This is a genomic window from Sphingobium sp. B2, assembly GCF_007693735.1.
Classification (GTDB): Bacteria; Pseudomonadota; Alphaproteobacteria; order Sphingomonadales; family Sphingomonadaceae; genus Sphingobium; species Sphingobium xenophagum.
In genome coordinates this window covers 103,988-129,129 of sequence record NZ_VDBZ01000001.1, presented here as the reverse complement: position 1 = coordinate 129,129, position 25,142 = coordinate 103,988, and the positions used below count along the sequence as shown (strand labels likewise).

Annotated in this window: 20 protein-coding genes, 1 pseudogene and 1 riboswitch; of the genes and pseudogenes, 11 read left to right on the top strand and 10 right to left on the bottom strand. The window is 64.9% G+C overall.

Translation table 11 applies throughout. The features are described from left to right. Window positions 1-20: 20 nt before the first annotated feature. A complete protein-coding gene (gene thiC, locus FE851_RS00620) occupies window positions 21-1,991 on the bottom strand; it encodes a phosphomethylpyrimidine synthase ThiC (RefSeq protein WP_409994465.1) in 1,971 nt (656 codons plus the stop codon). Between the two features lie 44 nt (window positions 1,992-2,035). Further along, window positions 2,036-2,145: riboswitch (TPP riboswitch) on the bottom strand. Between the two features lie 137 nt (window positions 2,146-2,282). Here thiC and FE851_RS00615 point away from each other — a divergent pair. From FE851_RS00615 to FE851_RS00600, 4 genes are read left to right on the top strand one after another with little or no spacing between them, the layout of a single operon-like run. Continuing rightward, a complete protein-coding gene (locus FE851_RS00615; protein WP_409994464.1) occupies window positions 2,283-4,106 on the top strand; it encodes a transglutaminase family protein in 1,824 nt (607 codons plus the stop codon). Between the two features lie 31 nt (window positions 4,107-4,137). Continuing rightward, on the top strand, window positions 4,138-5,802 hold the full coding sequence (locus FE851_RS00610) for a transglutaminase family protein (RefSeq protein WP_261370819.1): 1,665 nt from the start codon (window positions 4,138-4,140) through the stop codon (window positions 5,800-5,802). Window positions 5,803-5,812: 10 nt separating this feature from the next. Next, complete coding sequence (locus FE851_RS00605; RefSeq protein WP_145198981.1) at window positions 5,813-8,278, top strand: circularly permuted type 2 ATP-grasp protein; 2,466 nt, start codon at window positions 5,813-5,815, stop codon at window positions 8,276-8,278. Beyond that, complete coding sequence (locus FE851_RS00600; protein ID WP_019052198.1) at window positions 8,275-9,165, top strand: transglutaminase domain-containing protein; 891 nt, start codon at window positions 8,275-8,277, stop codon at window positions 9,163-9,165. The genes FE851_RS00605 and FE851_RS00600 overlap by 4 nt, the downstream gene beginning before the upstream one ends. A gap of 18 nt (window positions 9,166-9,183) precedes the next feature. Here FE851_RS00600 and FE851_RS00595 read toward each other — a convergent pair whose 3' ends face one another. Together FE851_RS00595 and FE851_RS00590 are read right to left on the bottom strand one after the other, a co-directional pair. Next, window positions 9,184-10,560 carry a cytochrome P450 gene (locus FE851_RS00595; protein ID WP_145198978.1) on the bottom strand — a complete coding sequence of 459 codons (1,377 nt, stop codon included), beginning with the start codon at window positions 10,558-10,560 and terminating at the stop codon, window positions 9,184-9,186. Beyond that, window positions 10,557-11,690, bottom strand: a complete 1,134-nt coding sequence (locus FE851_RS00590; protein ID WP_145198976.1) for a hypothetical protein — start codon at window positions 11,688-11,690, stop codon at window positions 10,557-10,559. Before FE851_RS00590 ends, FE851_RS00595 begins: the two co-directional genes overlap by 4 nt. 21 nt (window positions 11,691-11,711) lie before the next feature. Between FE851_RS00590 and FE851_RS00585 the strand changes: the two genes are divergently transcribed. Together FE851_RS00585 and kdsA are read left to right on the top strand one after the other, a co-directional pair. Beyond that, on the top strand, window positions 11,712-12,005 hold the full coding sequence (locus FE851_RS00585; RefSeq protein WP_017181156.1) for a hypothetical protein: 294 nt from the start codon (window positions 11,712-11,714) through the stop codon (window positions 12,003-12,005). A 5-nt stretch (window positions 12,006-12,010) separates the two neighbouring features. Then, window positions 12,011-12,838: a 3-deoxy-8-phosphooctulonate synthase gene (gene kdsA, locus FE851_RS00580; protein ID WP_145198973.1), complete on the top strand. Its 828-nt coding sequence runs from the start codon at window positions 12,011-12,013 to the stop codon at window positions 12,836-12,838. A 57-nt stretch (window positions 12,839-12,895) separates the two neighbouring features. On the opposite strand, the gene FE851_RS26615 is transcribed toward kdsA, so the two are convergent. The 3 genes from FE851_RS26615 to FE851_RS00565 all read right to left on the bottom strand — a co-directional run bounded on the left by FE851_RS26615 (window position 12,896) and on the right by FE851_RS00565 (window position 15,366). Next, window positions 12,896-13,291 (bottom strand): hypothetical protein, encoded by a 396-nt coding sequence (locus tag FE851_RS26615; RefSeq protein ID WP_261370818.1) that lies wholly within the window; start codon window positions 13,289-13,291, stop codon window positions 12,896-12,898. A gap of 52 nt (window positions 13,292-13,343) precedes the next feature. After that, window positions 13,344-14,609, bottom strand: coding sequence for a glutamate-5-semialdehyde dehydrogenase (locus tag FE851_RS00570; protein WP_145203966.1), 1,266 nt, complete (start codon window positions 14,607-14,609; stop codon window positions 13,344-13,346). A gap of 271 nt (window positions 14,610-14,880) precedes the next feature. Further along, entirely contained in the window at window positions 14,881-15,366 is a 486-nt protein-coding gene (locus FE851_RS00565) for a hypothetical protein (RefSeq protein WP_026002066.1), read from the bottom strand. 133 nt (window positions 15,367-15,499) lie between these two features. Between FE851_RS00565 and FE851_RS00560 the strand changes: the two genes are divergently transcribed. The 3 genes and pseudogenes from FE851_RS00560 to FE851_RS00550 all read left to right on the top strand — a co-directional run bounded on the left by FE851_RS00560 (window position 15,500) and on the right by FE851_RS00550 (window position 18,268). Further along, window positions 15,500-15,664 (top strand): hypothetical protein, encoded by a 165-nt coding sequence (locus FE851_RS00560; RefSeq protein WP_409994463.1) that lies wholly within the window; start codon window positions 15,500-15,502, stop codon window positions 15,662-15,664. Between the two features lie 19 nt (window positions 15,665-15,683). Continuing rightward, window positions 15,684-16,547: pseudogene (locus FE851_RS00555) on the top strand (aldose 1-epimerase family protein). Window positions 16,548-16,690: 143 nt separating this feature from the next. Then, a complete protein-coding gene (locus tag FE851_RS00550) occupies window positions 16,691-18,268 on the top strand; it encodes a peptide chain release factor 3 (protein WP_017181161.1) in 1,578 nt (525 codons plus the stop codon). A 12-nt stretch (window positions 18,269-18,280) separates the two neighbouring features. Here the strand turns inward: FE851_RS00550 and FE851_RS00545 are convergent, their stop codons facing one another. Next, on the bottom strand, window positions 18,281-19,552 hold the full coding sequence (locus tag FE851_RS00545) for a spinster family MFS transporter (RefSeq protein WP_145198970.1): 1,272 nt from the start codon (window positions 19,550-19,552) through the stop codon (window positions 18,281-18,283). A gap of 107 nt (window positions 19,553-19,659) precedes the next feature. Beyond that, complete coding sequence (locus tag FE851_RS00540) at window positions 19,660-22,017, bottom strand: TonB-dependent receptor (RefSeq protein ID WP_107125756.1); 2,358 nt, start codon at window positions 22,015-22,017, stop codon at window positions 19,660-19,662. A 159-nt stretch (window positions 22,018-22,176) separates the two neighbouring features. Here FE851_RS00540 and FE851_RS00535 point away from each other — a divergent pair, with 159 nt between their 5' ends. Next, the gene (locus tag FE851_RS00535) at window positions 22,177-22,791 is read left to right on the top strand and encodes a TetR/AcrR family transcriptional regulator (protein WP_107125757.1); all 615 of its coding nucleotides are present in this window, start codon (window positions 22,177-22,179) and stop codon (window positions 22,789-22,791) included. 58 nt (window positions 22,792-22,849) lie between these two features. Then, on the top strand, window positions 22,850-23,344 hold the full coding sequence (locus tag FE851_RS00530) for a nucleoside deaminase (RefSeq protein WP_165418783.1): 495 nt from the start codon (window positions 22,850-22,852) through the stop codon (window positions 23,342-23,344). Window positions 23,345-23,350: 6 nt separating this feature from the next. Here the strand turns inward: FE851_RS00530 and metW are convergent, their stop codons facing one another. Continuing rightward, window positions 23,351-23,944 (bottom strand): methionine biosynthesis protein MetW, encoded by a 594-nt coding sequence (gene metW / locus FE851_RS00525; protein ID WP_145198968.1) that lies wholly within the window; start codon window positions 23,942-23,944, stop codon window positions 23,351-23,353. Next, window positions 23,941-25,077, bottom strand: a complete 1,137-nt coding sequence (locus tag FE851_RS00520) for a homoserine O-acetyltransferase (protein ID WP_026002069.1) — start codon at window positions 25,075-25,077, stop codon at window positions 23,941-23,943. Before FE851_RS00520 ends, metW begins: the two co-directional genes overlap by 4 nt. Window positions 25,078-25,142: the final 65 nt, after the last annotated feature.

Genomic DNA, 25,142 nt, shown 5'->3' with positions numbered 1-25,142 from the left:
ATACCGGATCATCCTACCCCTCAATCCCGTTCCCTGTCCCCAGCGCCCATATATAGCTCGCTGCCGGTTTCCCTGAACACCCGGCTCATTTCCGCCATACCCTTTTCAGCGGTGGCGGCGTCCAGCGGTGCGCGCCCTCCACCGTTCGGCTGCGCCGGACGGTCCCCTTCCCCGTGCCGGGGAGGATTGGCGGCGATGAAGGTGTCGGCGTCCTGATTTTGCTTTGCGGCGAAATCGCGGACCTCCTGCGTGATTTTCATCGAGCAGAATTTGGGGCCGCACATCGAGCAGAAATGGGCTGACTTCGCGCCTTCGGCGGGGAGCGTCTGGTCGTGATATTGTTCGGCGGTGTCGGGATCGAGGCTCAAGTTGAACTGGTCGCGCCAGCGGAATTCGAAGCGGGCGCGGCTCAGGGCGTCGTCGCGGACCTTGGCGGCGGGGTGGCCCTTGGCGAGATCGGCGGCGTGGGCGGCCAGCTTGTAGGTGACGACGCCGACCTTCACATCGTCGCGGTCGGGCAGGCCCAGATGCTCCTTGGGCGTGACATAGCAGAGCATCGCCGTGCCGTACCAGCCGATCATGGCCGCGCCGATGCCGCTGGTGATATGGTCGTATCCCGGCGCGATGTCGGTAGTGAGCGGCCCCAGCGTATAGAAGGGGGCTTCGCCGCAGGCTTCGAGCTGCTTGTCCATATTCTGCTTGATCTTGTGCATGGGGACATGGCCCGGCCCCTCGATCATCACCTGCACATCCTGCGCCCAGGCGCGTTTGGTGAGTTCGCCGAGCGTGTAGAGTTCGGAAAACTGCGCTTCGTCATTGGCGTCGGCGATCGAGCCGGGGCGCAGGCCGTCGCCCAGGCTGTAGGCGATGTCATAGGCTTTGCAGATTTCGGTGATCTCGTCGAAATGCTCGTAGAGGAAGCTTTCCTTGTGATGGCTGAGGCACCATTTCGCCATGATCGAGCCGCCGCGCGAGACGATGCCGGTGACGCGCTTCGCCGTCATCGGGATATAGGCGAGGCGGACGCCCGCATGGATGGTGAAATAATCGACGCCCTGTTCGGCCTGCTCGATCAGCGTGTCGCGGAAAATATCCCAGGTCAGTTCCTCGGCCACGCCGCCGACCTTTTCGAGCGCTTGATAGATGGGGACGGTGCCGATCGGCACGGGCGAGTTGCGGATGATCCATTCGCGCGTGTCATGGATGTTGCGGCCCGTGGACAGGTCCATCACCGTGTCCGCGCCCCAGCGGATCGACCAGACCAGCTTGTCGACTTCGGACGCGACGTCGCTGGCGACGGCGGAGTTGCCGATATTGGCGTTGATCTTGACCAGGAAATTGCGGCCGATCGCCATCGGTTCGGATTCGGGGTGGTTGATGTTGCTGGGGATGATCGCCCGGCCGCGCGCGACTTCGTCACGGACGAATTCGGGCGTCACATAATCGGGGATGGCCGCGCCCCAATCCTGCCCGTCGCGGATATATTCGGCGAGGCGCGCGCGGCCCAGATTTTCGCGTTCCGCGACATATTCCATTTCCGGCGTGATGATGCCGCGGCGGGCATAGTGCATCTGGCTGACATTCGCGCCGGGTTTGGCGCGCAGCGGACGGCGGTGATGACCGGGGAATTGGGCGACGCCGCCGGAGCGATCCGGGCCTTTGAGGCCGTTATCTTCGGGCTTTACTGCGCGCGGATCATAATCCTCCACATCGCCGCGCGCCATGATCCAGTCGCGGCGCAATTGCGGCAGGCCCGCCATGATGTCGATCTGCGCATTGGGATCGGTATAAGGGCCGGACGTGTCATAGACCCGCACCGGCGGCTCGCCGCTGCCCGGTTCCAGCGTGATTTCGCGCATTGCGACGTTGAGCGGGCCGACATGGATTTTCTTCGATCCACGGATAGCGCCAGTGGTAACGTTCATTGCCGCCTGCCGGCGGATGAAGCCTTCGGCTTCGGGCATCTCTGTACGGGCGGGGACGTCTGCCATAAGTCACTCTCCTTGCAGCGAAAGAGAGAGAATGCGGGCGGTGTGAGTGCGCGCTTAACCCTCCCTACGCCGGTGTTAGCCGGATCAGGTTCAGCGGGTCGCGGCCACAAAGCCGCCTCTCAACCGTCTGCGGACGGTCCCCCGGGGATGGCGGCAAGGGTAATGGGTTTGGCGGGCGGGGTCCAGTGACTTGTCGCTGCATCGCCGGGGCGGGCCGGAGCCGCGCAGATTCTTTGCCCCCCGAACCATTTGCATATTGCATTGCAACAGGGGGTAGCGTTTGATCCCGCCATGCTCAAAGCCGCGCTCCACCACCGCACTGCCTATCGCTACAGCCGCCCGATCCGGCTTGGTCCGCAGGTCATCCGCCTGCGCCCCGCGCCGCACAGCCGGACCAAAGTGCCCAATTATGCGCTGAAAATCGAGCCGGCGGGGCATTTCCTGAACTGGCAGCAGGACCCGCACGGCAACTGGCTGGCGCGCATCGTCTTTCCAGAGCCAGTCGATCATTTCACGATAGAGGTCGACCTGCTGGCCGATCTGGACATCATCAACCCGTTCGATTTCTTCGTGGAGCCGTACGCGGAAAATTATCCGTTCGCCTATGACGAGCAGCTGAAAACCGATCTGGCCGCCTATTTCGATGTCGAGCCACAAGGGCCGCTGTTCGAAAAGATGGTGGACCAATATGCCGGGCATGAAAGCCGTACCGTCGACTTCCTGGTCGAGGTGAACCGCCGCCTGCAACAGCAGGTCGGCTATGTCATCCGCATGGAAGCGGGCGTCCAGACGCCGGAGGAGACGCTGGAGATCGGCACCGGGTCATGCCGCGATTCCGCCTGGCTGCTGGTGCAATTGCTGCGTCGGCTGGGCTTTGCCGCGCGCTTCGTGTCTGGCTATTCGATCCAGCTGGTCGCGGACGTCGAGCCGATCGAGGGGCCAAAGGGGGTCAGCCAGGATGTCGTCGACCTGCACGCCTGGGCAGAGGCCTATGTGCCGGGCGCGGGCTGGGTGGCGCTGGACGCGACCAGCGGCATGTTTGCGGGCGAAGGCCATATCCCGCTCTGCGCGACGCCGCACTACAAGTCCGCCGCGCCGATCAGCGGCATGGCCGAACCTGCCGAGGTCAATTTCGATTTCGCGATGACCGTCAGCCGCATTGCCGAGGCGGTGCGGATCACCAAGCCCTTCACCGACAAGCGATGGGACGCGGTAATGGCGCTGGGGGCGAAGGTGGACGCGGATTTGCAGGCGCAGGACATGCGGCTGACGATCGGTGGCGAGCCGACCTTCGTGGCGGTGGATGGCGGCGATGCGGGCGAATGGAATGGCGATGCGGTCGGCCCGACCAAGGCGGCCTATGCCGACCGGCTGATCCGCAAGCTGCGCGGCCAGTTCGCGCCGGGCGGCCTGCTGCATCATGGACAGGGCAAATGGTATCCGGGCGAAAGCCTGCCGCGTTGGGCCTATGCCGTCTATTGGCGGACGGACGGCACGCCGATCTGGCACGATGAAAGCCTGATCGCGCCCGACGATGCGCCCGACGGCGCGCGCAGCGTGACGCCCGACGACGCCCGCGCTTTCCTGAGCCATATGGCAGCCCATATGGGCTTTTCCGACGACTATACCCATGCGGTCTTTGAAGATCCGGCGGTCTGGTCGATCAAGGAATCGGAACTGCCGATCAACGCCACCACCGACGATCCCAAGATCAGCGATCCCGAAGCGCGCGCGCGGATGGTCAAGACGTTCGAGCGTGGCCTGGACCAGCCGGTCGGCTATGTCCTGCCGGTGCAGCGCTGGCAGTCGCAGGCGAGCACGCCGCGCTGGCAGAGCGAAATCTGGCAATTGCGGCGCGGCAAGCTGTTCGCGGTGCCGGGGGATTCGGCGCTGGGGTATCGCCTGCCGCTGGGGTCGCTGCCTTATGTCCCGCCGTCGGACTATCCCTATATCCACCCCCGCGACACCAGTGAGCCGCGCGAGCCTTTGCCCGATTTTCGGGCGCAGGTGATGCAGCAGGCCGATGTCGAGGAGGTGCGCGCGCAGCAATCGCAGCGGGTCGCCGGGCCGGAGGGCGGCATGGCCGCGCAGGACCTGTCTCTTATACACATCTAGATGTGTATAAGAGACAGAGCCGCGCGAGCCTTTGCCCGATTTTCGGGCGCAGGTGATGCAGCAGGCCGAGGTCGAGGAGGTGCGCGCGCAGCAATCGCAGCGGGTCGGCGGGCCGGAGGGCGGCAGGGCCGCGCAGGACCGGGGGGAACAGGTGATCATCGAAGCGGCGGTCCGTACCGCCGTGACGGTGGAGCCGCGCGGCCATTATCTGTCGGTATTCCTGCCGCCGGTACAGGCGCTGGAAGATTATCTGGAGCTGATCGCCGAGGTCGAGGCGGCAGCCGAAGCGTTGCGGATTCCGGTGCGGATCGAGGGCTATTCGCCCCCGCCCGATCCGCGCATCGCGGTGCTGAAAGCCACGCCCGACCCCGGCGTGATCGAGGTGAATGTCCATCCCGCATCCAGTTGGGACGAAACGGTCGCGATCACCGAACAGCTATACGCCTATGCCCGCGAATGCGACCTGACCGCCGACAAGTTCATGGTCGATGGCCGGTCGGTCGGCACCGGCGGGGGCAATCATATCGTGCTGGGCGGCCCGACGCTCAACGATTCGCCCTTCATCCGGCGGCCCGACCTGCTCAAGAGCTTCGTCCTCTACTGGCAGCGGCACCCTTCGCTTTCCTACCTGTTTTCGGGCCTGTGCATCGGGCCGACGAGCCAGGCGCCGCGCATCGACGAGGCGCGGCATGATGGCCTCTATGAACTGGAGATCGCGCTGGCGCAGGTGCCCAATCCCTTTGCCGGGGAAGGCGCACCCCCGGCCCCCTGGCTGGTCGATCGGCTGTTCCGCAACCTGCTGGTCGATGTGACGGGCAACACCCACCGCACCGAAATCTGCATCGACAAGATGTTCTCGCCCGATGGGCCGACCGGACGGCTGGGGCTGCTGGAGTTTCGCGGTTTTGAAATGCCGCCCGAAGCGCGGATGAGCCTGGCGCAGCAATTGCTGATCCGGGCGCTGGCGGCGTGGTTCTGGCGGCAGCCGCAGCAGGGCAATCTGGTGCGCTGGGGGACGACGCTGCACGATCGCTTCATGCTGCCCCATTTCGTCTGGGCCGATTTTCTGGAAATCCTGTCCGACCTGCGGGCCGCGGGTTATGATTTCGATCCCAACTGGTTCGAGGCGCAGCGGCAGTTCCGCTTCCCCATCCATGGCAGTGTCGACGCGGGCGGCGTGGGGCTGGAGATCAGCCATGCGCTCGAACCGTGGAACGTGCTGGGCGAAACCGGGGCGATCGGCGGCACGGTGCGCTATGTCGACAGTTCGACCGAGCGGTTGCAGGTCCGCGCCACGGGTCTGGTGGCCGGGCGGCATATCGTTGCGTGCAATGGACGGCAGGTGCCGATGACGGCGACGTCGGTGCCGGGCGAAGGGGTTGGCGGTGTCCGCTACAAGGCATGGGCGCCCGCCAATTGCATGCACCCCAACCTGCCCGTCAACGCGCCGCTCACCTTTGACGTGCTGGACAGCTGGAGCGGCCGGTCGCTGGGCGGCTGCGTCTATCATGTCGCGCATCCGGGCGGGCGCAATTACGACACGCTGCCGATCAACGGATATGAAGCCGAAGCGCGGCGCAAGGCGCGCTTTCAGGACCATGGCCACACCCCCGGCCCGGTCGATATGCCCGCCGCCGAACCGGCCGGTGAATTTCCGATGACGCTCGACCTGCGTTTCAGGCATCCGGGCGCGTAAGGGCGACCGGGTGGAAACCGCCATATATGCGAACTGGGCCGACGCCTATCTGGCCAATGCACCGGCGGGCGACCTGTTCGCCGGTGCATCGCCCGCCATGCAGATACGCTGGCGCACGATGCTGGACCGGCTGTCGGCGCAGGCGCAGGGCGACCCGGCCATGCTGGCGGACAATGTCGCGCGGCAGGCGATCGACCTGGGCATGGCGTTCCGCCTGACCGGCGACGAACAGGAACGATCCTGGCCATTGGGGCCGATCCCGATGCTGATCGATGCGGCCGAGTGGGCGCATATCGAGCAGGGTCTGGCCCAGCGCGCCGAATTGCTGGAACAGGTGATAGGCGATATTTACGGGAGCCAGTCGCTGGTCCGCGACGGCAAGCTGCCCGCCAGCGTGATCACCGGCAGCCCGCATTATTGGCGGGTGATGAACAGCACCCCGCCCCCGCGCGGCCATCACCTGCATTTCTATGCCGCCGACATCGGGCGCGGCCCGGCGGGCGAATGGCGCGTGCTGGCCGACCGGGTACGGACGCCGGTGGGCGTTGGCTATGCGCTGGAAAACCGGCTGGCCTGGTCGCGTGCGACCGGCGACCTGCTGGGCGCGATGAACACGCGGCGGCTGGCCCCCTTTTTCGACGATCTGCGCCGGGGACTGGCCGCCGATTGCGAACGATCGGACCCACGCATCGGCCTGCTGACGCCGGGTCGTTTCAACCAGAGCTATGCCGAACAGGCGCATCTGGCCCGGTATCTGGGGTTGTTATTGGTCGAGGGCGACGATCTGATCGTCACCGACGGGCAATTGTTCGTCCGCACCATCCAGGGGTTGAAGCGCATCGATGGTTTGTGGCGCTGGATGGACAGCCGCTTCATGGACCCGCTGGCCTTCGACAGCAAGTCGCGCATCGGCGTGCCCGACCTGTTCGACGCCTGCGCGCGCGGCGGATTGGTGCTGAGCAACTGGCCGGGCGCGGGCGTGATCGAATCGCGCGCCTTCGCTGCCTTCCTGCCGCAACTGAGCAAGGCGCTGCTGGGCGCGGACCTGATCCTGCCCAATATCGCAACCTGGTGGTGCGGGCAGAGAGGGGAGCGCACCTATGTGCGCGACCGGCTGGATCAACTGGTCGTCGGATCGGCCTTCGACCAGGATGTGGCGGGCCTGCCCGATGCGCGCTTCACCCCCGGATCGGCGCTGGACGCGCCGCAGCGCGCCATGCTGGCCGAAGCGATGGCGCGGCGGCCGATGGATTATGTGGGACAGGAAGTGGTGAAGCTGTCCACCACCCCGGCGGTGGTCGACGGGCGCCTCACCCCCCTGCCCTTCACCCTGCGCGTGTTCGTGGCGCGCGACGCGCAGGGCCAGTGGCGGGTGATGCCCGGCGCCTTTGCGCGGCTGGCGGGCCATGGCGACATCCGCGCCGCGCTGATGGGCAAGGGCGACATGTCCGCCGACATGTGCGTGGTCGATAGCGTGGCCGTGCCGCCCGACACCCTGTTGGGCGGCGGCGCGCCCGCGATCCGGCGGATCGGCGGGATGTTGCCGGCCAAGGCGGCGGACAATCTCTATTGGCTGGGCCGCTATATCGAGCGGACGGAAATGACGCTGCGGCTGATCCGCGCCATCGTCGGCGGATCGATAGAGGCGGACCTTGGCCCGTCGGTCGCGTCGCCGACGATGAACCGGCTGGTCGGGCAACTGGTGCTGTGGGGCGCGATCGCCCGTGATGGCGGCGGCCCCATCGGCCCGATCTGTGCGACCGCGCTGGGCGATGCGCGCCAATCGGGTAGCGTCCGGGCGCTGATGGCCAGCGTCGGCAATATCGGCGAAGGGCTGCGCGACCGGCTGGCAAGCGACTTCTGGCGGCTCGTTCGCCTGCCGCTGCCGACATTCGACGGCGCGGTGACCGAAACCCTGCTCGACGCATCGTCGCGCATGATCGAGCGGATTTCGGCGCTGTCGGGGCTGGCGGCGGAAAATATGGGCCGGAGCGAGGGCTGGCGCTTTCACGATATGGGCCGCCGGATGGAGCGAGCGATCAATGGCTGCCGCCTGCTTGGCCTGTTCGGCGGCGAAGGCGCGAGCGCGGACGACCTGACCGTCCTGCTGGACCTTAATGATAGCCAGATCAGCTATCGTACCCGCTATCTGACCGGCCCGGCGCTGCCGCCGGTGCGCGATCTTGTCGCGCTGGAGCCGTATAATCCGCGCGCCATCGTCTATCAGGCGCAGCGTCTGGCCGACCATGTCGCCGCCCTGCCGACCCTGCGCACGGACGGGATGCCGGAGGAACCCAGACGCCTGGCCGATGCACTGGTCGCCCGGCTCAGCCCGCTGACCGGCGACATGCTGACCATCGGTGACATTGACGACGTCGAAAGCCGCCTGCTGGCCCTGTCCGACGCCATCGGCCAGCGCTATTTCCTGCAAGTGCGCAAGGCGGAAAAGGCCGATGGAGCGGACCTGCTGTCATGATCTACCATGTCCGCCACCAGACCATATTGCGCTATGCCGCGCCGATGCGGCTGGCCCGGTTCAACCTGCGCCTGCGCCCCGCGCCCTGGGCCGGACAATGGACGTCCGACTATGCATTGACGGTCGATCCCGCCCCCTCCACCATCGAATCGCGGCCCGGCGCCTGGCCGGTTCATGTCGCCCGACTGGTGATCGAAAGCCCGATCCGCCAGTTGACGATCGAGAGCCGTTTTCGTGTCGGCGTGGCTGACAGCGCCCCGCCCGAACCCCAGCCCGATGACCCCGCCATCGGCGCGGTGGCGAACGCCGCGCTGGCCGATCGCGACATGAGCGCGTCGGCCCCGGCCCTCTATCTCTACGCCTCCACCCGCGCGCCGTTGCTGGCGGACATTGGCGACTGGGTCGGCGACGGGCTGGACCCGGACCGGCCAGTGGTCGCCGCCGCGCTGGCGCTGGCGCTGCGCATCCGGGCGGAGTTCGCCTATGATCCCGGCGCGACCGACGCCAGCACGCCTGTCGCCGACGCCTTTGCCGCGCGCCATGGCGTATGCCAGGATTTCGCCCATGTCATGGTGGTCGCGCTGCGGCTGGCGGGGCTGCCCGCCGCCTATGTCAGCGGCTATCTGCGCACCGATCCGCCGCCCGGCCGCCCGCGGCTGATCGGCGCGGACGCGATGCATGCCTGGGTCATGCTGTGGTGCGGGCCGACGCGCGGCTGGATCGGCTTTGATCCCACCAATGGCTGCATCACCGGCAACGGCCACATCTTCGTCGCGATGGGCCGCGACTATGCCGATGTCGCGCCTATGGACGGCCTGTTCGTGGGCGGCGGGGGGCAGAGCATCCAGGCGATGGTCGATGTCGTGCCGGAGGAAGAGATGGCGTGACGGCCAACGGGGGTGGGGTCAAACGCCAATCTTCTCGAACATCAGCATCATCCCCTTGCGCGGGCGCACGGTCAGGCGGCTAATCGGTTCGGGCTTGTAGCCGGGCCGCACCGACAGGCGATAATGGCGCAGCACGTCGGCGATCACGGTCATCACCTCCTGCTGGGCAAAGCCGGCCCCCACGCACACGCGCGGGCCGCGGCTGAAGGGCAGCCAAGCCTGCTTGATCATGTCGGCATTGGCCGGATCGTCGAACCGATCAGGATTGAAACTGTGCGGGCAGGCCCAGTTATCCTTGTTGCGCTGGGTCAGCCAGGGGGCGACGACCAGCATCGCGCCGGGGACGAGATTCTTGTCGCGCATCTGCATCGGGCAGGGCACTTCGCGCGGAAAGAAGGCGAGCGGGGGATAGAGGCGCAGCGTTTCCCTGAACACGTTGCGCACCACGCCCATGTCCTTGAGCATCGCTGGGGTCAGTGGCGCGTCGCCCGCCACCGCCATCACTTCGGCCCGTGCGCGTTCCTGAACATGGGCGCATTCCGACAGGAGGTAGAGCGCCCAAGTCATGGTGCTGGCGGAGGTTTCATGGCCTGCCAGGAAGATGGTCGCAACCTGATCCATCACCTCCTTCAAGGTGAAATGCGCGCCCGTCTGCGGATGCCGCGCCTCGATCAGCGACTGGAGTATGTCCTTGTGCGGCGCGGGTTGCCCGGCATGGAAGGCGTTGAACCGTTCCTCCACGATCGGCGCGAACACGCCGCGAATGGCGTTGGCGGGCCGTTCCGACCAGCGTTCGAACCAGCGGCTGGGGAAGCCATAGAGGCTCAGCATGGAGGCGGAATGGGAATAGCGCTGGAACCGCCCAAACGCCTGATGGATGATGAAGGAGCGCCTGGTATCCAGCGTCTGGGAAAAGAGCGTGCGAAAGATGATGTCGGCGGCCACATGGGTCATCATCGCGTCGATGTTGATCGCCTTGCGGCGGTCCATCCCGTCGATCCGCGCCAGGAAGGCTGCGACCGCCTCCACCATCAGCGGCATCGTCTTGTTCATCGCGGTATGGGCGAAGGCGGGATTGATCATCGCCCGCTGATTTTCCCAGTCCACGCCATTGGCGGAAAAGACGCTGTTGCCGATCAGCGGCGACAGCCCCTTGACCAGTTCGGCATGTTTGGGAAATTCGGTCCCGCCCTTCAGGATACGGTCCACCAGCGGCAATTCGTTGGCGATATACATGAGCTGCCCGCGCCCGCGCACCTCGCCCATCTTCATCGTATAGCTTTTTTCGAACAGCACATGAATCCAGCTGTGCCAGCCGATGAAGAAGCGCCGCAGCATCGTGCGCTTGTTGCGCGTGGGCTGGGGGAAAGGCGGGGTGAAGAGCGGTTCTGTCATGGAATCGTCCGGAAAGCGGCGATGGCGTCGTCCAGGGTGCGGCGGCCCGCGGTGAGGCTGAGAAAATCGACCGGCGACAGGCGATCGCCTACCCGCAAATAGTCGAAATGCGCCTCATATTTGTTCGACCAGCCGCCATGATAATTTTCAGGATCGTAGAACAGGTGGAAGCGCGGCGAGAGCATGTCGACCCGCGCGGCATGCGTGTCGCTTTCCAGCAGTAGCGGATTGACGTTGAAATAGGCCGCGCCGTCGGGCGGGAAGCTGAGATCCACATAGCGGAAATGCTTGTCCGCCAGCGCGCGCAAATCAGCATGATACCAGTGTGCGTCCGTCCGTAGCGCCACGACCGGCACCACCTGCCCCATGCCCACCATCGCGAAATGATCCGGCAGCGCCATGCCGCGCAGGTCGAACAGGCGCCGCATCACCGACATGCCCAGGATCGTGCCCGCGCTATGGGTGAGGAACAGCACCTCGTCCCACGGTTCGTCCAGTTCGTCGGCTATGCGCCGGGCAAAGGCATCGAGCCGCGCGTCCAGCGCGTCGCCTGGTCCGCCAGCGGCGAGCGTGTGGTGATAATAGGTAAAGCGCAGCAGCCATGGCACGACCAGCTTGTTGAGCCATTTGCCCGATGCCATCGCGCTGATGCCGATCCCCGCCAGCGCCGCCGCCCAGAATGGCAGCACGCTCCACAGCAGCAAAGCGGAGAGCAGCGCGAACAGCAGCGGGATCATCACTGCCAGAAAGGGCGGATAACAGATGGGCAGCACCGGACCGGGGCGCAGCGCCTTCATCCGTTTGAACTGCATGAAACGGCCATGGCCGACATAGGTGGCGATGGAGCGGAAGGCGAGCGTGAGCGGATTGCGAATCCACACCTTGCCGACCAGATCCTCCCAGCGGAGAAATTCATAGTCGGTCTCAACCCCGGCCTGTTCATTGTCGACCGACCAGATTGTCGAGACGACCGATCCCGCAGGCCCGGCGCGGCGTCCGCCCACGGTCACGCCCTCGCCCGTCAGCCGGTCATACCGACCGGCCTGGTCGCGATAGAGCTGGTGGTAAAAACGCACGCCGCGCGGATCAAAACCGCCAAGATAAAAGACTTTACGCTTGAATTTTTGCACTGCCCCGGCCCTAATCGGGTCATGAGCACACCCGAACGCGACTACTGCTATTTCATAGACCACCGTAAATACAACCGAAACATCGGCTGTAGGAAGCATGACAATGTCTATGGCATCAACGGGGGCGGCAGCGAGCGGGACCGGTGGCGCGCGGACATGGCCTTTTACCGCCATATGAAGGCCAATGGCGATCCGATGGCGCTGCCTTCGCTGATCGCCTGCCTGTGCTTCGGCTGGTTCTGCTGGAATTATCATCCGGGCAAGGGACTGTGGCGCGGCCAGCTCTTGCGGCGCTTTGCCAAAGCGCCCAAGTGACTGGCATGACTGTTCCCCACCATGTGAAGGTCGGCCCGATCACCATCGGCAACGACCTGCCCTTCGTCCTCATTTCCGGCCCCTGCCAGATCGAAAGCCGCGACCATGCGCTGTTCATGGCCGATGCGCTGGCGCGGATCGCGGGGCAGGCGGGCGTGCCGTTCATCTTCAAATCCTCGTTCGACAAGGCGAACCGGACATCAGTGTCGGGCCAGCGCGGCGTCGGCATCGACGTGGGGCTGGCGATCCTAGCGGAAGTGAAGGCGACATTGGGCTGCCCGGTCCTGACCGACGTGCATGATGCGGGACAGGTCGAGGCCGCTGCGCAGGCGGTCGACATCCTCCAGATCCCCGCATTCCTGTGCCGCCAGACCGACCTGCTGCTCGCCGCCGGACGCACCGGCGCGGTGATCAACGTCAAGAAGGGGCAGTTCATGGCCCCGTGGGACATGGCGGCGGTGGCGCAAAAGGTCGCCTCGACCGGCAATGACCGCATCCTGCTGACCGAACGCGGCGCGAGTTTCGGCTATAACACGCTGGTCAGCGACATGCGTGCGCTGCCGGTGATGGGTGAGACCGGCTATCCGGTGATATTCGACGCCACCCATTCGGTCCAGCAGCCCGGCGGCCTGGGTTCAGCATCGGGCGGCCAGCGCGAGTTCGCGCCGGTGCTGGCGCGCAGCGCGGTGGCGGCGGGCGTCGCCGCGATCTTCGCCGAAGCGCATCAGGACCCGGACAATGCGCCGTCCGACGGGCCGGTCATGCTCCCGCTCGACTGGGTCGCGCCGATGCTGGCAAAGCTCAAGGCGATAGATGCGGTGGTGAAGGGGTAGGCCTCACCGTCGCCCCGGACCCTTGGGCGGACGCATGACAGGCTTATGTGGCCCCCGCTATCTGGGCGAAGAAAAGCGGGATGCCGGGTCAAGCCCGGCATGACGAAAAGGGAGTGGTAGTGAACGATCAAGAAATTGCCACTGGAATATGCTGCACCCTGACTTGGAATCGGCCATTTTCTTCATCGTCACCCCAGCGAAGGCTGGGGTCTCAAGCGTCAGAAGAAAACGTCTGACATATCCCGCCAATCTGGATTGGCTTCTTCCACAAGCTGGAGCCAGTGTCGTTTCGAATTTTTTCAGTGCCCGCAGCGATGTCGGCTGTGCGGCCGATATAGAGAACGCCCTTGGCTTATTGGTCATCACATAGGTGTAGCCGCCCCGCGCCAGAGCGGACTGTAGCGCATCTACGCCTGAGACCCCAGCCTTCGCTGGGGTGACGGTGAGATTCATGTCTCCTTTACGATGCTTGCTCCCGTAAAGCCGACAGTCCGCTTCCCACCCTTTACGGTCGAACCTGCCCCGTTCCGCGGACGATCCATTTGTAGGTCGTCAGTCCCTCCAGCGCGACCGGGCCGCGGGCGTGGAGGCGGCCGGTGGAGATGCCGATTTCCGCGCCCAGGCCGAATTCGCCGCCATCGGCAAATTGGGTGGAGGCGTTCCACATCACGATTGCGCTGTCGACCGCGTTCAGGAAGCGCGCCGCGGTTTCGGCATCTTCGGTGATGATCGCGTCGGTATGGTGGCTGGCATGGGCGGCGATATGGTCGATCGCGCCGTCGACGCCATCGACCAGCCGGATCGACACGATCGCTTCGAGATATTCGGTGTCCCAATCCTGCTCGCTCGCCGCGATGACGCGCGCGTCCATCGCCTGCACCGCTTCGTCGCCGCGCACTTCGCATCTGGCGTCTAGCAGCGTCTTCACCAGCGCGGGCGCGTCGCCATAGGCGCGGTCGATCAGCACCGTTTCGGTCGCGCCGCACACGCCCGTCCGGCGCATCTTGGCATTCACGACCAGCTGCCGCGCCATCGCGGGGTTGGCCGCGCCATCGACATAGCTGTGGTTGATGCCGTCCAGATGGGCCAGCACCGGCACCCGCGCTTCTTCCTGCACCCGCGCGACCAGGCTCTTGCCCCCGCGCGGCACGATCAGGTCGATAAATTCGCTGGCCCGCAGCAGCGCGCCCACGACGGCGCGGTCGGTCGTGGGAATGAGTTGCACGACATCGGCGGGCAGGCCAGCGGCCACGATCCCCTCTGCCATCGCGCTCAGGATCGCGCGGTTGCTTTCCCTGGCTTCGCTGCCGCCGCGCAGAATGACGGCATTGCCCGCGCGCAGGCAGAGCGCCGCGGCATCCGCCGTCACATTGGGGCGGCTTTCATAGATGATGCCGATCACGCCCAGCGGCACGCGCACGCGGCTGAGTTCCAGCCCGTTGGGGCGCACGCTCCTGTCGATCACGCTGCCCAGCGGATTGGGCAGGCCCGCGACCTGCTCCACGCCGTCGGCGGTGGCGGCGACCCGGCCCGCATCCAGCTTCAGCCGGTCGAGCATGGCGGGCGACAGGCCATTGGCGGCGGCATTATCCATGTCGCGTGCATTGGCGGCGATGATCGCCGGTGCCTCGTCCCGCAACGCCTGTGCCGCGCGGCGCAGCGCATCGGCCTTTTGCTCGTCGCTTGCCTGCGCGAGGATGTGCGCCGCGCGACGGGCGCGCGCGCCCATCATCGCGATCAGCATTTCAGGGGTCTGGGTCAGGTCGTTCATCATGGGTCTCGCCACTATATGGACGGCGACCTAGCATGAAAGCATGGTGAAGCGAAGGCAGGACGTGACTGACGAACGTCTGTCTCGAAATGCGCGAAAGAGCGCATTGCGGTTGCCGCACCGGTCTGACCCATGCGAACCAAGGGCCGATGACCAGACCATGGGTCGCAAATGATCCAGTCATCGGCAGGCAGTCAGACCACCTTCCATCGTCTCTATGCAGCCGGTGGGATGCCCGCATACCCCCAGGGGGTTATGGCGAGGAATATGCTCAGCTTGTGATCTTGCAGCCCTTGCTCGTCGCCATGCCGCGCAGATAGCCGCGTCTGGCGATCCCCGCCGTGATCGCCGCCTGCAAACGCCGTTCCTGCGGCGCGGCGCCGCTGATTTCCCGCACCAGCCCGCGGAACGGGATGAGCGAATTGACGATCGTCTTGCCGACCGCCTCGGCAATCTTGCCCGCGCGATTCTCGTTCGCCTTGGCGCCGACGGTGAAATCCTCGCCCAGCACCGCGTTCAGTTCACCCAGCGATGCTTTCAGCCCCTTGCAGCTGCGCGATGGAGGAGGCGCATAGGGATTTTCCACTGCCTTCACCAGCACCGGCGGTATTTCGTCCTTGTCCAGGCCAATGTCGCGGACCGGCTGGCTGGCGATATTGCCCGCCTTCTTGAACGTCTCATCCTTTGGCTTTTCCGCTTCCTGCGCCAGCGCCGATGTCGAACAGAATAGTAGCGCGGCCATTGCGTATAGTTTCATGATCATGTCTCCCGCCCGACAAAACCAGCGATGCAATCTTTCGGTTCCCTTGCGAAACGAGCGCGCGTCGGGGCGAGACAGGCGACGGCATCGGCGTTAAGGCAGGCCCGCTTCAACAGGAGGACAGCAGGACGTGACAGACGCACCGGTCGGCATCGCTTCGAACCAGCTTGACGCCACCATATCCGCCCAGGGCGCGGAACTCTGGTCGCTGCGCGATGCGCAGGGGCGCGAGTTGATGACCGACGCCGACCCGCGCTGGTGGACGGGCCATGCCCTGTCTCTTATACACATCTAGATGTGTATAAGAGACAGGCATCGCTTCGAACCAGCTTGACGCCACCATATCCGCCCAGGGCGCGGAACTCTGAACGCTGCGCGATGCGCAGGGGCGCGAGTTGATGACCGCCGCCGACCCGCGCTGGTGGACGAGCCATGCCCCCTTGCTCTGCCCCTTTGTCGGGCGGTCGCGCGGCGATGCCTATCGGCTGGACGGGCGCGATTATGCCATGCCCCAGCACGGCTTTGCCCGCCGCAGCACTTTTGCGCTGGTCGAACGCAGCGACAGCGCCGCGACCTTCCGGCTGGAAGCGGATGCGGCGAGCCTGCTTGTCTATCCCTTCGCCTTCCGGCTCGACATGGGTTTCGCGATCGAGGGCGCGCGCTTGTGCATGACCGCGACCGTGACCAACCGGGGGGAGGCTGTCATGCCCTTTTCCTTCGGCTATCATCCCGCCTTCGCCTGGCCCCTGCCCTATGGTGGCGCGCTGGAGGATCACCGCATCATCTTTGAAAAGCCAGAGCCCGCGCCGATCCGCAAGGTGGGCGCGGAACCCGGCCTGATCGCGCGGGAAGCCGTGGCGTCCCCGGTCGATGGCGACACGCTGGTCCCCAGCCATGCCATGTTCGAAGGGGATGCGCTGATCTGGGACGATCTCGCCAGCCGCTCCTTGCTCTGGGGCGTGCCGGGCCAGACGCGCCTGAAGATCGACTTTCCCGATACGCCATGGCTGGGCCTCTGGCAGAAGCCGGGCGCCCATTATCTGTGCGTCGAACCCTGGGCGGGGATGGCCGATCTGGTCGGGTTCGAAGGCGATGTGTGGGCAAAGCAGGGCATCATCGCGCTGCCACCGGGCGAGAGCCGCGCCTTCCGCATGGACGTCAGCCTTGTTGACGTGTAACGGCGCAACCTAGATTCCGTTCGCCCTGAGCGAAGTCGAAGCCCTCCACTGAGCGAAGCCGAAGTGCCTCGCCTCCGCTCGGCATGGCCCTTCGACTTCGCTCAGGGCGAACGGCTTTATTACTCCCGACCCAGAAAATCATCATGACCATTCCATCCCGCCGCACCTTCGCGATCATTTCCCATCCTGACGCCGGCAAGACCACGCTGACCGAGAAGCTGCTGCTGGAGGGTGGCGCGATCCATCTGGCCGGTGAGGTCAAGGCGCGCGGTGCGAACCGGCGTGCGCGTTCGGACTGGATGAAGATCGAGCAGCAGCGCGGCATTTCCGTAACATCATCGGTCATGACGTTCGAGCGGACGCGCGATGGCGAGACGATCACGTTCAACCTGCTCGATACGCCGGGTCACGAAGATTTCAGCGAGGACACCTACCGCACCCTGACTGCCGTCGATTCCGCCGTGATGGTGATCGACGCGGCCAAGGGTATCGAGCCGCAGACGCGCAAGCTGTTCGAGGTGTGCCGTCTGCGCAACCTGCCCATCATCACCTTCGTCAACAAGGTGGACCGCGAGGGCCGCGAGACGTTCGGCCTGCTCGACGAGGTGGCGGACCAGTTGCAACTGGACGTATGCCCGATGAGCTGGCCGGTCGGCATGGGCGGCGAGTTTGAGGGCATATATGACTTTGCCACCAACCGGCTGATGCAGCCCAGCGGGCCAAGCCGCGAATTTGACGGCACCCGGCACCAGTTTACCGGGCTGGACGATCCGAAACTCGCCGATTTCCTGTCGCCCGACGGGCTGGAGAAATTGCGCGAGGAGGCCGAATTGTCGCAGGGCGGCTATGCCGAATTCGACCTTGCCCGCTATCGTCAGGGAGACCTGACGCCGGTTTATTTCGGCTCCGCGCTCAAATTGTTCGGCGTTACCGAGTTGATCGACGCGCTGGCGGCCCACGCCCCGCCGCCGCGCGCGCAGCCCGCAGAACCTGCCGCCGTCGAGCCGGAGGGCAGCGAAGTCACCGGCTTCATCTTCAAGGTGCAGGCCAATATGGACCCGATGCACCGCGACCGCATCGCCTTCATGCGGCTGGTGTCGGGCAAGTTCCGGCGCGGCATGAAGCTGACGCCCAGCGGATCGGGTAAGGCGCTGGCGGTCCATTCGCCGATCCTCTTTTTCGCGCAGGACCGCGAACTGGCGGACGAGGCCTATCCCGGCGACATTATCGGCATTCCCAACCATGGCGCGCTGCGCGTGGGCGATACGCTGAGCGAAAAACCGGGGCTGCGTTTCACCGGCCTGCCCAATTTCGCGCCGGAAATATTGCGCCGGGTCCAGTTGAAAGATCCAACCAAGACCAAGCAGCTGCGCAAGGCGCTCGATGACCTGTCCGAAGAGGGCGTGATCCAGGTATTCTACCCGGAAATCGGCAGCAATTGGGTCGTCGGCGTGGTGGGGCAATTGCAGCTGGAAGTGCTGATTTCCCGGCTGGACGCGGAATATAAGGTCGCCGCCGCGCTGGAGCCGTCACCCTTCGATACGGCCCGCTGGATCAGTGGCGATGAGGGTGCGATCAAGGATTTCGTCGGCTTCAACGCGGCCAACATGGCCAAGGACCGCGATGGCGCGCTGGTATTCATGGCCCGCAGCGCATGGGACATCGGCTATCAGCAGGAACGCCACCCCAAGCTGAAGTTCAGCGCGACCAAGGAGCGGTAATCCCCCCGGTGGCTAGGCGCTGACCCAATCCTTGCGCAGCGCCCGGCCCGCCAATGCCATGAACAGTCCGGCCAATAGATAGAAGCCCAGCGCCGCGACGATGGCATAGCGCAGCGCCTCCACGCCATAAGCGGGCGTCAGCGCGTCCGACAAAGCCCCCACGCTCCACGATCCCAGCCCCAGCCCGACCAGATTGTTGATCAGCAGGAAACTCGCCGCGGCGCTGGCGCGCATATGGGCGGGGACGAGATGCTGAACGGCGGTCAGCACCGGGCCGAGCCAGACATAGACCAATGCCTGCGGGATCAGGAACAGCGCAAAGGCAAAACCGACATTGTCGGACAGCACGCCGACCACGAACAGGGGCATTCCCACGACATAGCTGATCGCGGGTACCCAGGCATAATAGGCCTTGTCCCTGTTACCCATGGCATCGCCCAGCCAGCCGCCCAGCAGCACGCCCGCGACGCCGCCGATCAGCAGCAGCGCCCCCAGAAACTGCCCCGCACCCAACAGGTCCAGGCCAAAGCTGCGCATCAGCAGGCTGGGCAGCCAGAAGGCGACGCCATAGCCGCACATCGAACTGCACGCCGCGCCCAGCGCCAGCAGCCAGAAGCTGCGCTTGGCCGCCAATATGCCGAACACAGCGCTGACCGGCACCGCATCGTTCGCCAGTACCGGGCGTGCTGGTTCGCGCACGACCAGCCGGAACAGGGGCGCGATCAGCAGGCCAGCCACGCCGACCGCGATGAAGGCGGTGCGCCACTCGACCGCCTGCGCGATATAACCGCCCAGCAGCACGCCGCCCGCCGATCCCAGGGGGATGCCCAGCGAATAGATGGACAGCGCCCGCGCGCGCTGGTGCGTCGGGAAATAGTCGGAGATCACGGCATAGGATGGCGCGACGCCGCCTGCCTCCCCCACGCCCACGCCCACGCGAAAAGCGAACATCTGCCAGAAGCTGCCCGCCATGCCGCACAGCGCGGTAAAGCCGCTCCATACCGCAAGGCTGACGGTGATCACCCAGGTCCGGCTGGTCCGGTCGGCCAGCAATGCCAGCGGAATCGCCAGCGTCGAATAGAGCAGCGCAAAGGCGATCCCGCCCAGCGCGCCCAATTGCCCGTCGGTGAGGCCCAGTTCCGCCTTGATCGGCCCGGCGAGGATGCCCAGAATCTGCCGGTCGAGGAAGTTGAAAGTGTAGACGAGCAGCAGCATCGCCAGCACGACACCGCGATAGGCGGGGGAAACGGAGGGAGAGGCGGAGGGAACCGTTCGGTCTGTCATATATGCTCCTTACGCCCCTTGCCGCACAGCAAAAGCGTGTTCCCGCGCAGGCGGGAACCCGGTCCCGCCCCCGGAACCGGATTCCCGTCTGCGCGGGACTACCGAACCTAGAACTTCACCGTTCCGGTCACGAACACCTGCCGCGGATTGCCGTAGAACGCGGTCAGCGTGCCTTCGCGGCCCAGTGAAGGGGTCGGGAAGCCAGCGGCATTGTTGATGATCGCGCCGGTCGTCGCATTGGCCGCGACGAAGGTATAGCCCGACGTCTTATATTCCTTGTCCAGCAGGTTCTTGCCATGCAGCCCCAGTGTCCAGCGGTCGTCCGGCGCGGTGTAAACGATGCTGGCGTCCCACAGGGCATAGCCCTTCTGGTCGATATAGGGGTTGGGAATTTCAAACTGATAGGTCTTGCTGCGCCATGAAAGAGTGCTGCCCGCGTAGAGGCTGCCGTCGCCGACCGGCGTGGTGTAGCCGAGCGTGCCGCTGGCCGTCCATTTGGGGGTGTTCTGCACCTTGCGGAACGCGGCCACATCGGTCGGCACCCCGCCGATATTGGTCACATATTCGCGATATTCCGCATCGATATAGCCGACCGCCGTGGACAGGCTCAAACGGTCACCACCCGTCAGGAAATCCTGCGCCAGCCGCGCGTTGCTTTCAAATTCCAGCCCCTTGAACCGCGCCTTGCCAGCATTGGACACGACACCGCAGAAGGATGGCGTCGGCACGCCGCCCACGCTGACGGTGCAGGCGACCGAGCCGGGGATCTGCACGTCGTTATAGTCGGCATAGAAGCCCGCGACCGCGACATAGAGCGCGCCGTTCATGAAGTTGCCCTTATAGCCCACTTCATAGCTTTTGACGCTTTCGGGACGGAAGCTCAGGAAGGACGCGATCTCGCTATCTTCGCGAATGCCGTTGCCGTTGAGGTCGGGCGCATTGGTGCCCACCCCGCGCGGATCGAAGCCGCCGCCCTTGAAGCCCTGCGCATAGCTGGCATAGATATTGTGATCGGGCGTCGGCTTGTAGCTGATCGAGACACGGGGCGTGAATTTCTTATATTCGCGCTGGCCGTTGAAATCGGTGCTGGGCGCGCCGAACGCCACGCCTGCGCCGCCAAAGACGGGCGATCCGCCACCCAGATAATTCTGCCGCAAAATGTCGGCGCGGCGCTTGTCCCAGGTATAGCGACCGCCCGCCGAAATGCTCAGCTGCTGCGAAATGTCGAAGGTGAAGTCGCCGAACACGGCATAGGTTTCCGTGTCGACATCGGCCTGGGTAAAGGCGGTCAGGCCAGCAACGGTCGTGAACAGCCGCACGTCGAACGCGGTATCGGCCTTGGCATCCAGATAGTAGAAGCCAAGCATGCCATGCAGCGGGCCGCTGTCATAAAGAAGCTGGAATTCCTGGCTCAGCTGCTCGTTGAAGTAGAAGGCCGGTACGTCGACATCGACGGCGGGCAACGCGTCGAAATCGATCGGCGATGCGCTGTCATCCTTGCGCCACGCGCTGATCGACCGCAGCGTCACCGCGTCGGACAGTTCAGCCGTGATGTTCATCGAAAGCCCGTAGGACTTCACATATTGCTTGGGGTCGGCAAGGCCGCCGCGCGTGTCGAACACGTCGTCCAGCACCGGCGCGCCCGACAGCTGGCCGGGAATCAGGCGGTGGCCGCCGCGCGCATTGCTGTTATCCTTGGTATAATCGCCGGTGATCCGCATCAGCACCGGCTGGCCATAGCCGCCCATTTCGAACGTGCCGCGCGCGGCCCAGACATCCTTGTTGTAATTATCTTCGCCGGTGGTCAGATTCTTGCCAAAGCCGCCGCGCGACAGGCGGGCGAGTGCGCCGCCGACCCGGATCATGTCGCCGACCGGGGCCGACACGCTGATGATGCCATCGGCCTGATCATAGGTGCCGTAGCTGCCCTTGATCTTGAGCGCGAAGTCCTGCGGCAGCATCTTGGTCACATATTTGACCGCGCCGCCGATCGTGTTGCGGCCATAGAGCGTCCCCTGCGGCCCGCGCAGTACCTCGATCCGATCGACATCATAAATGTCGAGGATCGCGCCCTGCGGCCGGTTCAGGTAAACATCGTCCAGATAGATGCCGACGCCCTGTTCAAAGCCGGACACGGGGTCCTGCTGACCCACGCCGCGGATGAAGGCGGTCAGCGTCGAATTGGTGCCGCGCGATGCTTCCAGCGTGGTGTTGGGCGTGAAGTTGGCGAGATCGGTAATATCGATCGCGCCCTGGCTTTCCAGCTTCTCCCCGGAAAAGGCGCTGACCGCGATCGGCACGCTGACCAGCGTTTCCTCGCGGCGGCGGGCGGTGACGACGATCGCGCCTTCGCTGTCGTCCACGGCGGCCTGCGGCGCGTCCTGCGCGACCGCGGGCAGGGCCAGCGCCCCGGTCCAGGCGGCGGAGGCAAGGGCGAGAGCGCGGATGCTGTGATGAGCCTTCATGAGCGGAACCTCTCCTGAATGATGCGCCCGTTTGGCGGGTCGCCATGTGTCTTGACCGATTCGATAATGAAAGTTGAACCAGCTTTCAACTTCAAATATGGAGCAGGCTATCGATGCGACCAGATTGCGCTAAAAAGAACACAGCGACGGGGAGAGACTATGACCGACCAGGGGCCAGGCAGGGACGACAAGACGCCCCGCACGGCGCGCGGGGAACGCACCCGCCGCGGCCTGCTGGCGGCGGCTGCGCAGGAATTTGGCGAAAAGGGATTTCACGAAGGATCAATCAGCGGAATCACCCGCCGCGCGGGCTGTGCGCTGGGCAGTTTCTACACCTATTTCGACAGCAAGGACGATATTTTCCGCGCGCTGGTGGCCGATATGTCGGGGCAGGTGCGCGACTATGTGTCACCCCGGATCGCGCAGGCGCGCGACGGCATCGACGCCGAACGAATCGGGCTGCTCAGCTTTCTGGAGTTCGCCCGGTCGCACAAGGAACTCTATCGCATCATCGACGAATCGGAATTTGTCGATGCCGCCGCTTACCGCGCCCATTATGAAAATACCGCAGCCCGCATGGCGACGCGCCTGGCCAGGGCAGCAGAGCGGGGCGATGTGCGCCCGGACGTGGAGGAGGTGCATGCCTGGGCGATCATGGGCATGAATGTCTTTCTGGGGCTGCGCTACGGCGTCTGGGACGACAGCCGCCCGGCGGACGAGATTGCCGCCATCGCCAACGCGCTGATCGAAAAGGGCATTGGCCGCCCGCAATAAGCGGAGCAAAACAGGCGCTGGCGCTTTGTGGCGGTTCACCCACCGGAGCATTGCCGCCATGATTACACCGACCGACCGCCAGTGGATGCAGCGCGCCATTGCCTTGGCACGCAGCAAGGGCAGTACCCCTGCCGACACGCCGATCGCCGCCATCATCGTGATCGACGGCCGCGTCCTGGCGGAACAGGTCAACCAGACGGAGGAGCATAAGGACGCCACCGCGCATGCGGAAATCATGGCCATCCGCGCCGCAGGGCCAGTTCATGGCGACATGGACCTGCGCGGCGCCACGCTTTATTCCACGCTCCAGCCATGCGGCATGTGCACCATGGCGTCGATCTGGGCGAAGGTTGGCCGGATCGTTTACGGCGCGGGCCGGGACGATGTGCATCGCATGTATTTCGAGGATCGCCATCTCGACACGATGGATTTCGTGCGCGACGCGTGGCGCGACGATCTTGTGCTGGAAGGGGGATGCGAGACGCAGCTTTGCGCCAGCCTCTATTACCGGCCCCAGGACGATGTGCCGATCGAGGAACAGGGCAATATCTGACCCGGCCTATTTCCGCAGCAGAAACACCGCATGTTCGGCAAACAGATTGGCGTTGGCGTGGGTGGTTTCCCTGTCGCCCTTCAGAAACCATTGCCCGTCGATGGTCCAGCCGCGATCCTTCACCAGCGCGCGGAAATCGTCCACGGTCACATGATGGATGTTGAGCGTGTCATACCATGTGTCGGGCAATAGCCGCGTCACCGGCATCCGCCCGCCCCACAGCAGCGAAATCCGCCCGCGCCAATGGGCGAAATTGGGGAAGGATACGAAAGCCTGGGCGGCGATCCGCAGCAATTCCTCCACCACCAGATCGGGCCGCCGGGTCGTCTGGAGCGTCTGGCTCAATATCGCATAGTCGAAACTGGCGTCGGGATAATAGCCCAGGTCCGTGTCGGCATCCCCCTGCACAACCGACAGGCCGCGCCCGACCGCATCGGCGACGTTCGACCCGTCAAGCTCCAGGCCGCGCGCGTCCACCCCGGCATTGTCGCGCAGCGCCGCCATCAGCGCGCCGTCGCCACAGCCGACGTCCAGCACCCGCGCGCCCTGCCGCACGGTGCGCGCGATCAGCGCCAGATCGGGGCGCAACTGATCGCTCACGCTCGCCCACCCTTCAGAAAGCCATCGACCACCCGGTTGAGTTCGGGACATTCCAGCAGGAAGGCGTCATGGCCGAACGGGCTGGACAGTTCGACGAAACTGGCCTGCGCCCCGCCCGCATTCAGCGCATGGACGATGATCCGCGATTCCGCCGTGGGATAGAGCCAGTCGGTATCGAAACTGACAAGGCAGAAACGCGCCTTGCTGGCCGTGAAGGCCATGGCCAGCGACCCGCCATGATCCTCTGCAATGTCATAATAGTCCATGGCGCGGGTGATGTAGAGATAGGAGTTGGCGTCGAACCGTTCGACAAAGCTCAGCCCCTGATGGCGCAAATAGCTTTCCACCTGAAAATCCGCATCGAAGCCGAAGGTCTTGGCATCGCGGCCCTGGAGGCGCCGTCCGAACTTCTCGGTCAGCCCCGCTTCGGACAGATAGGTGATATGCGCCGCCATCCGCGCAACGGCCAGACCCGCGCTCGGCACCTGCCCGTCAGCATAATAATCGCCCCCGCGCCAGTTGGGATCGGCCATGATCGCCTGCCGCCCGACTTCATGAAAGGCGATATTCTGCGCGCTGTGCCGCGCGGTCGAGGCGATGACGATGCAGCGTTCCACCCGGTCGGCGAACAAGGTCGGCCAGGTCAGCGCCTGCATGCCGCCCATCGACCCGCCGATCACGGCGTAGAGCCGGTCGACGCCCAGATGGTCGAGCAGCATCGCCTGCGCCCGCACCATGTCGGCAATGGTCAGAACGGGAAAGCGCATGGCGAAGGGCAGGCCGGTCGCCACGTCCAGGCTCGCCGGGCCGCTCGACCCCATGCAACTGCCAACGACATTGGCGCAGATGATGAAATGGCGTGCCGGATCGACCGGCTTCCCCTCTCCCACCAGCCGCCACCACCAGCCAGGCTTGCCCGTCACGGGATGGTCGGACGCGACATATTGGTCGCCGGTCAGGGCATGGCAGATCAGGATCGCATTGGATCGATCCGGGTTCAGCGTGCCATAGGTTTCATAGGCGATGTCGACCGGCCCCAGCGCCGCGCCGCTATCTAGCGGCAATGGCCCGGCAAGCCGAACCTGTCGGCGCAGGCCGAAACGACTATCATCTGTCATTGAAAGGCTGGCCATGGTCGCGCCGGGCTAGGACCACGGCGGAGCGCTGTCAATCTGGACGGGCGCTTTGCCTTTGGCGC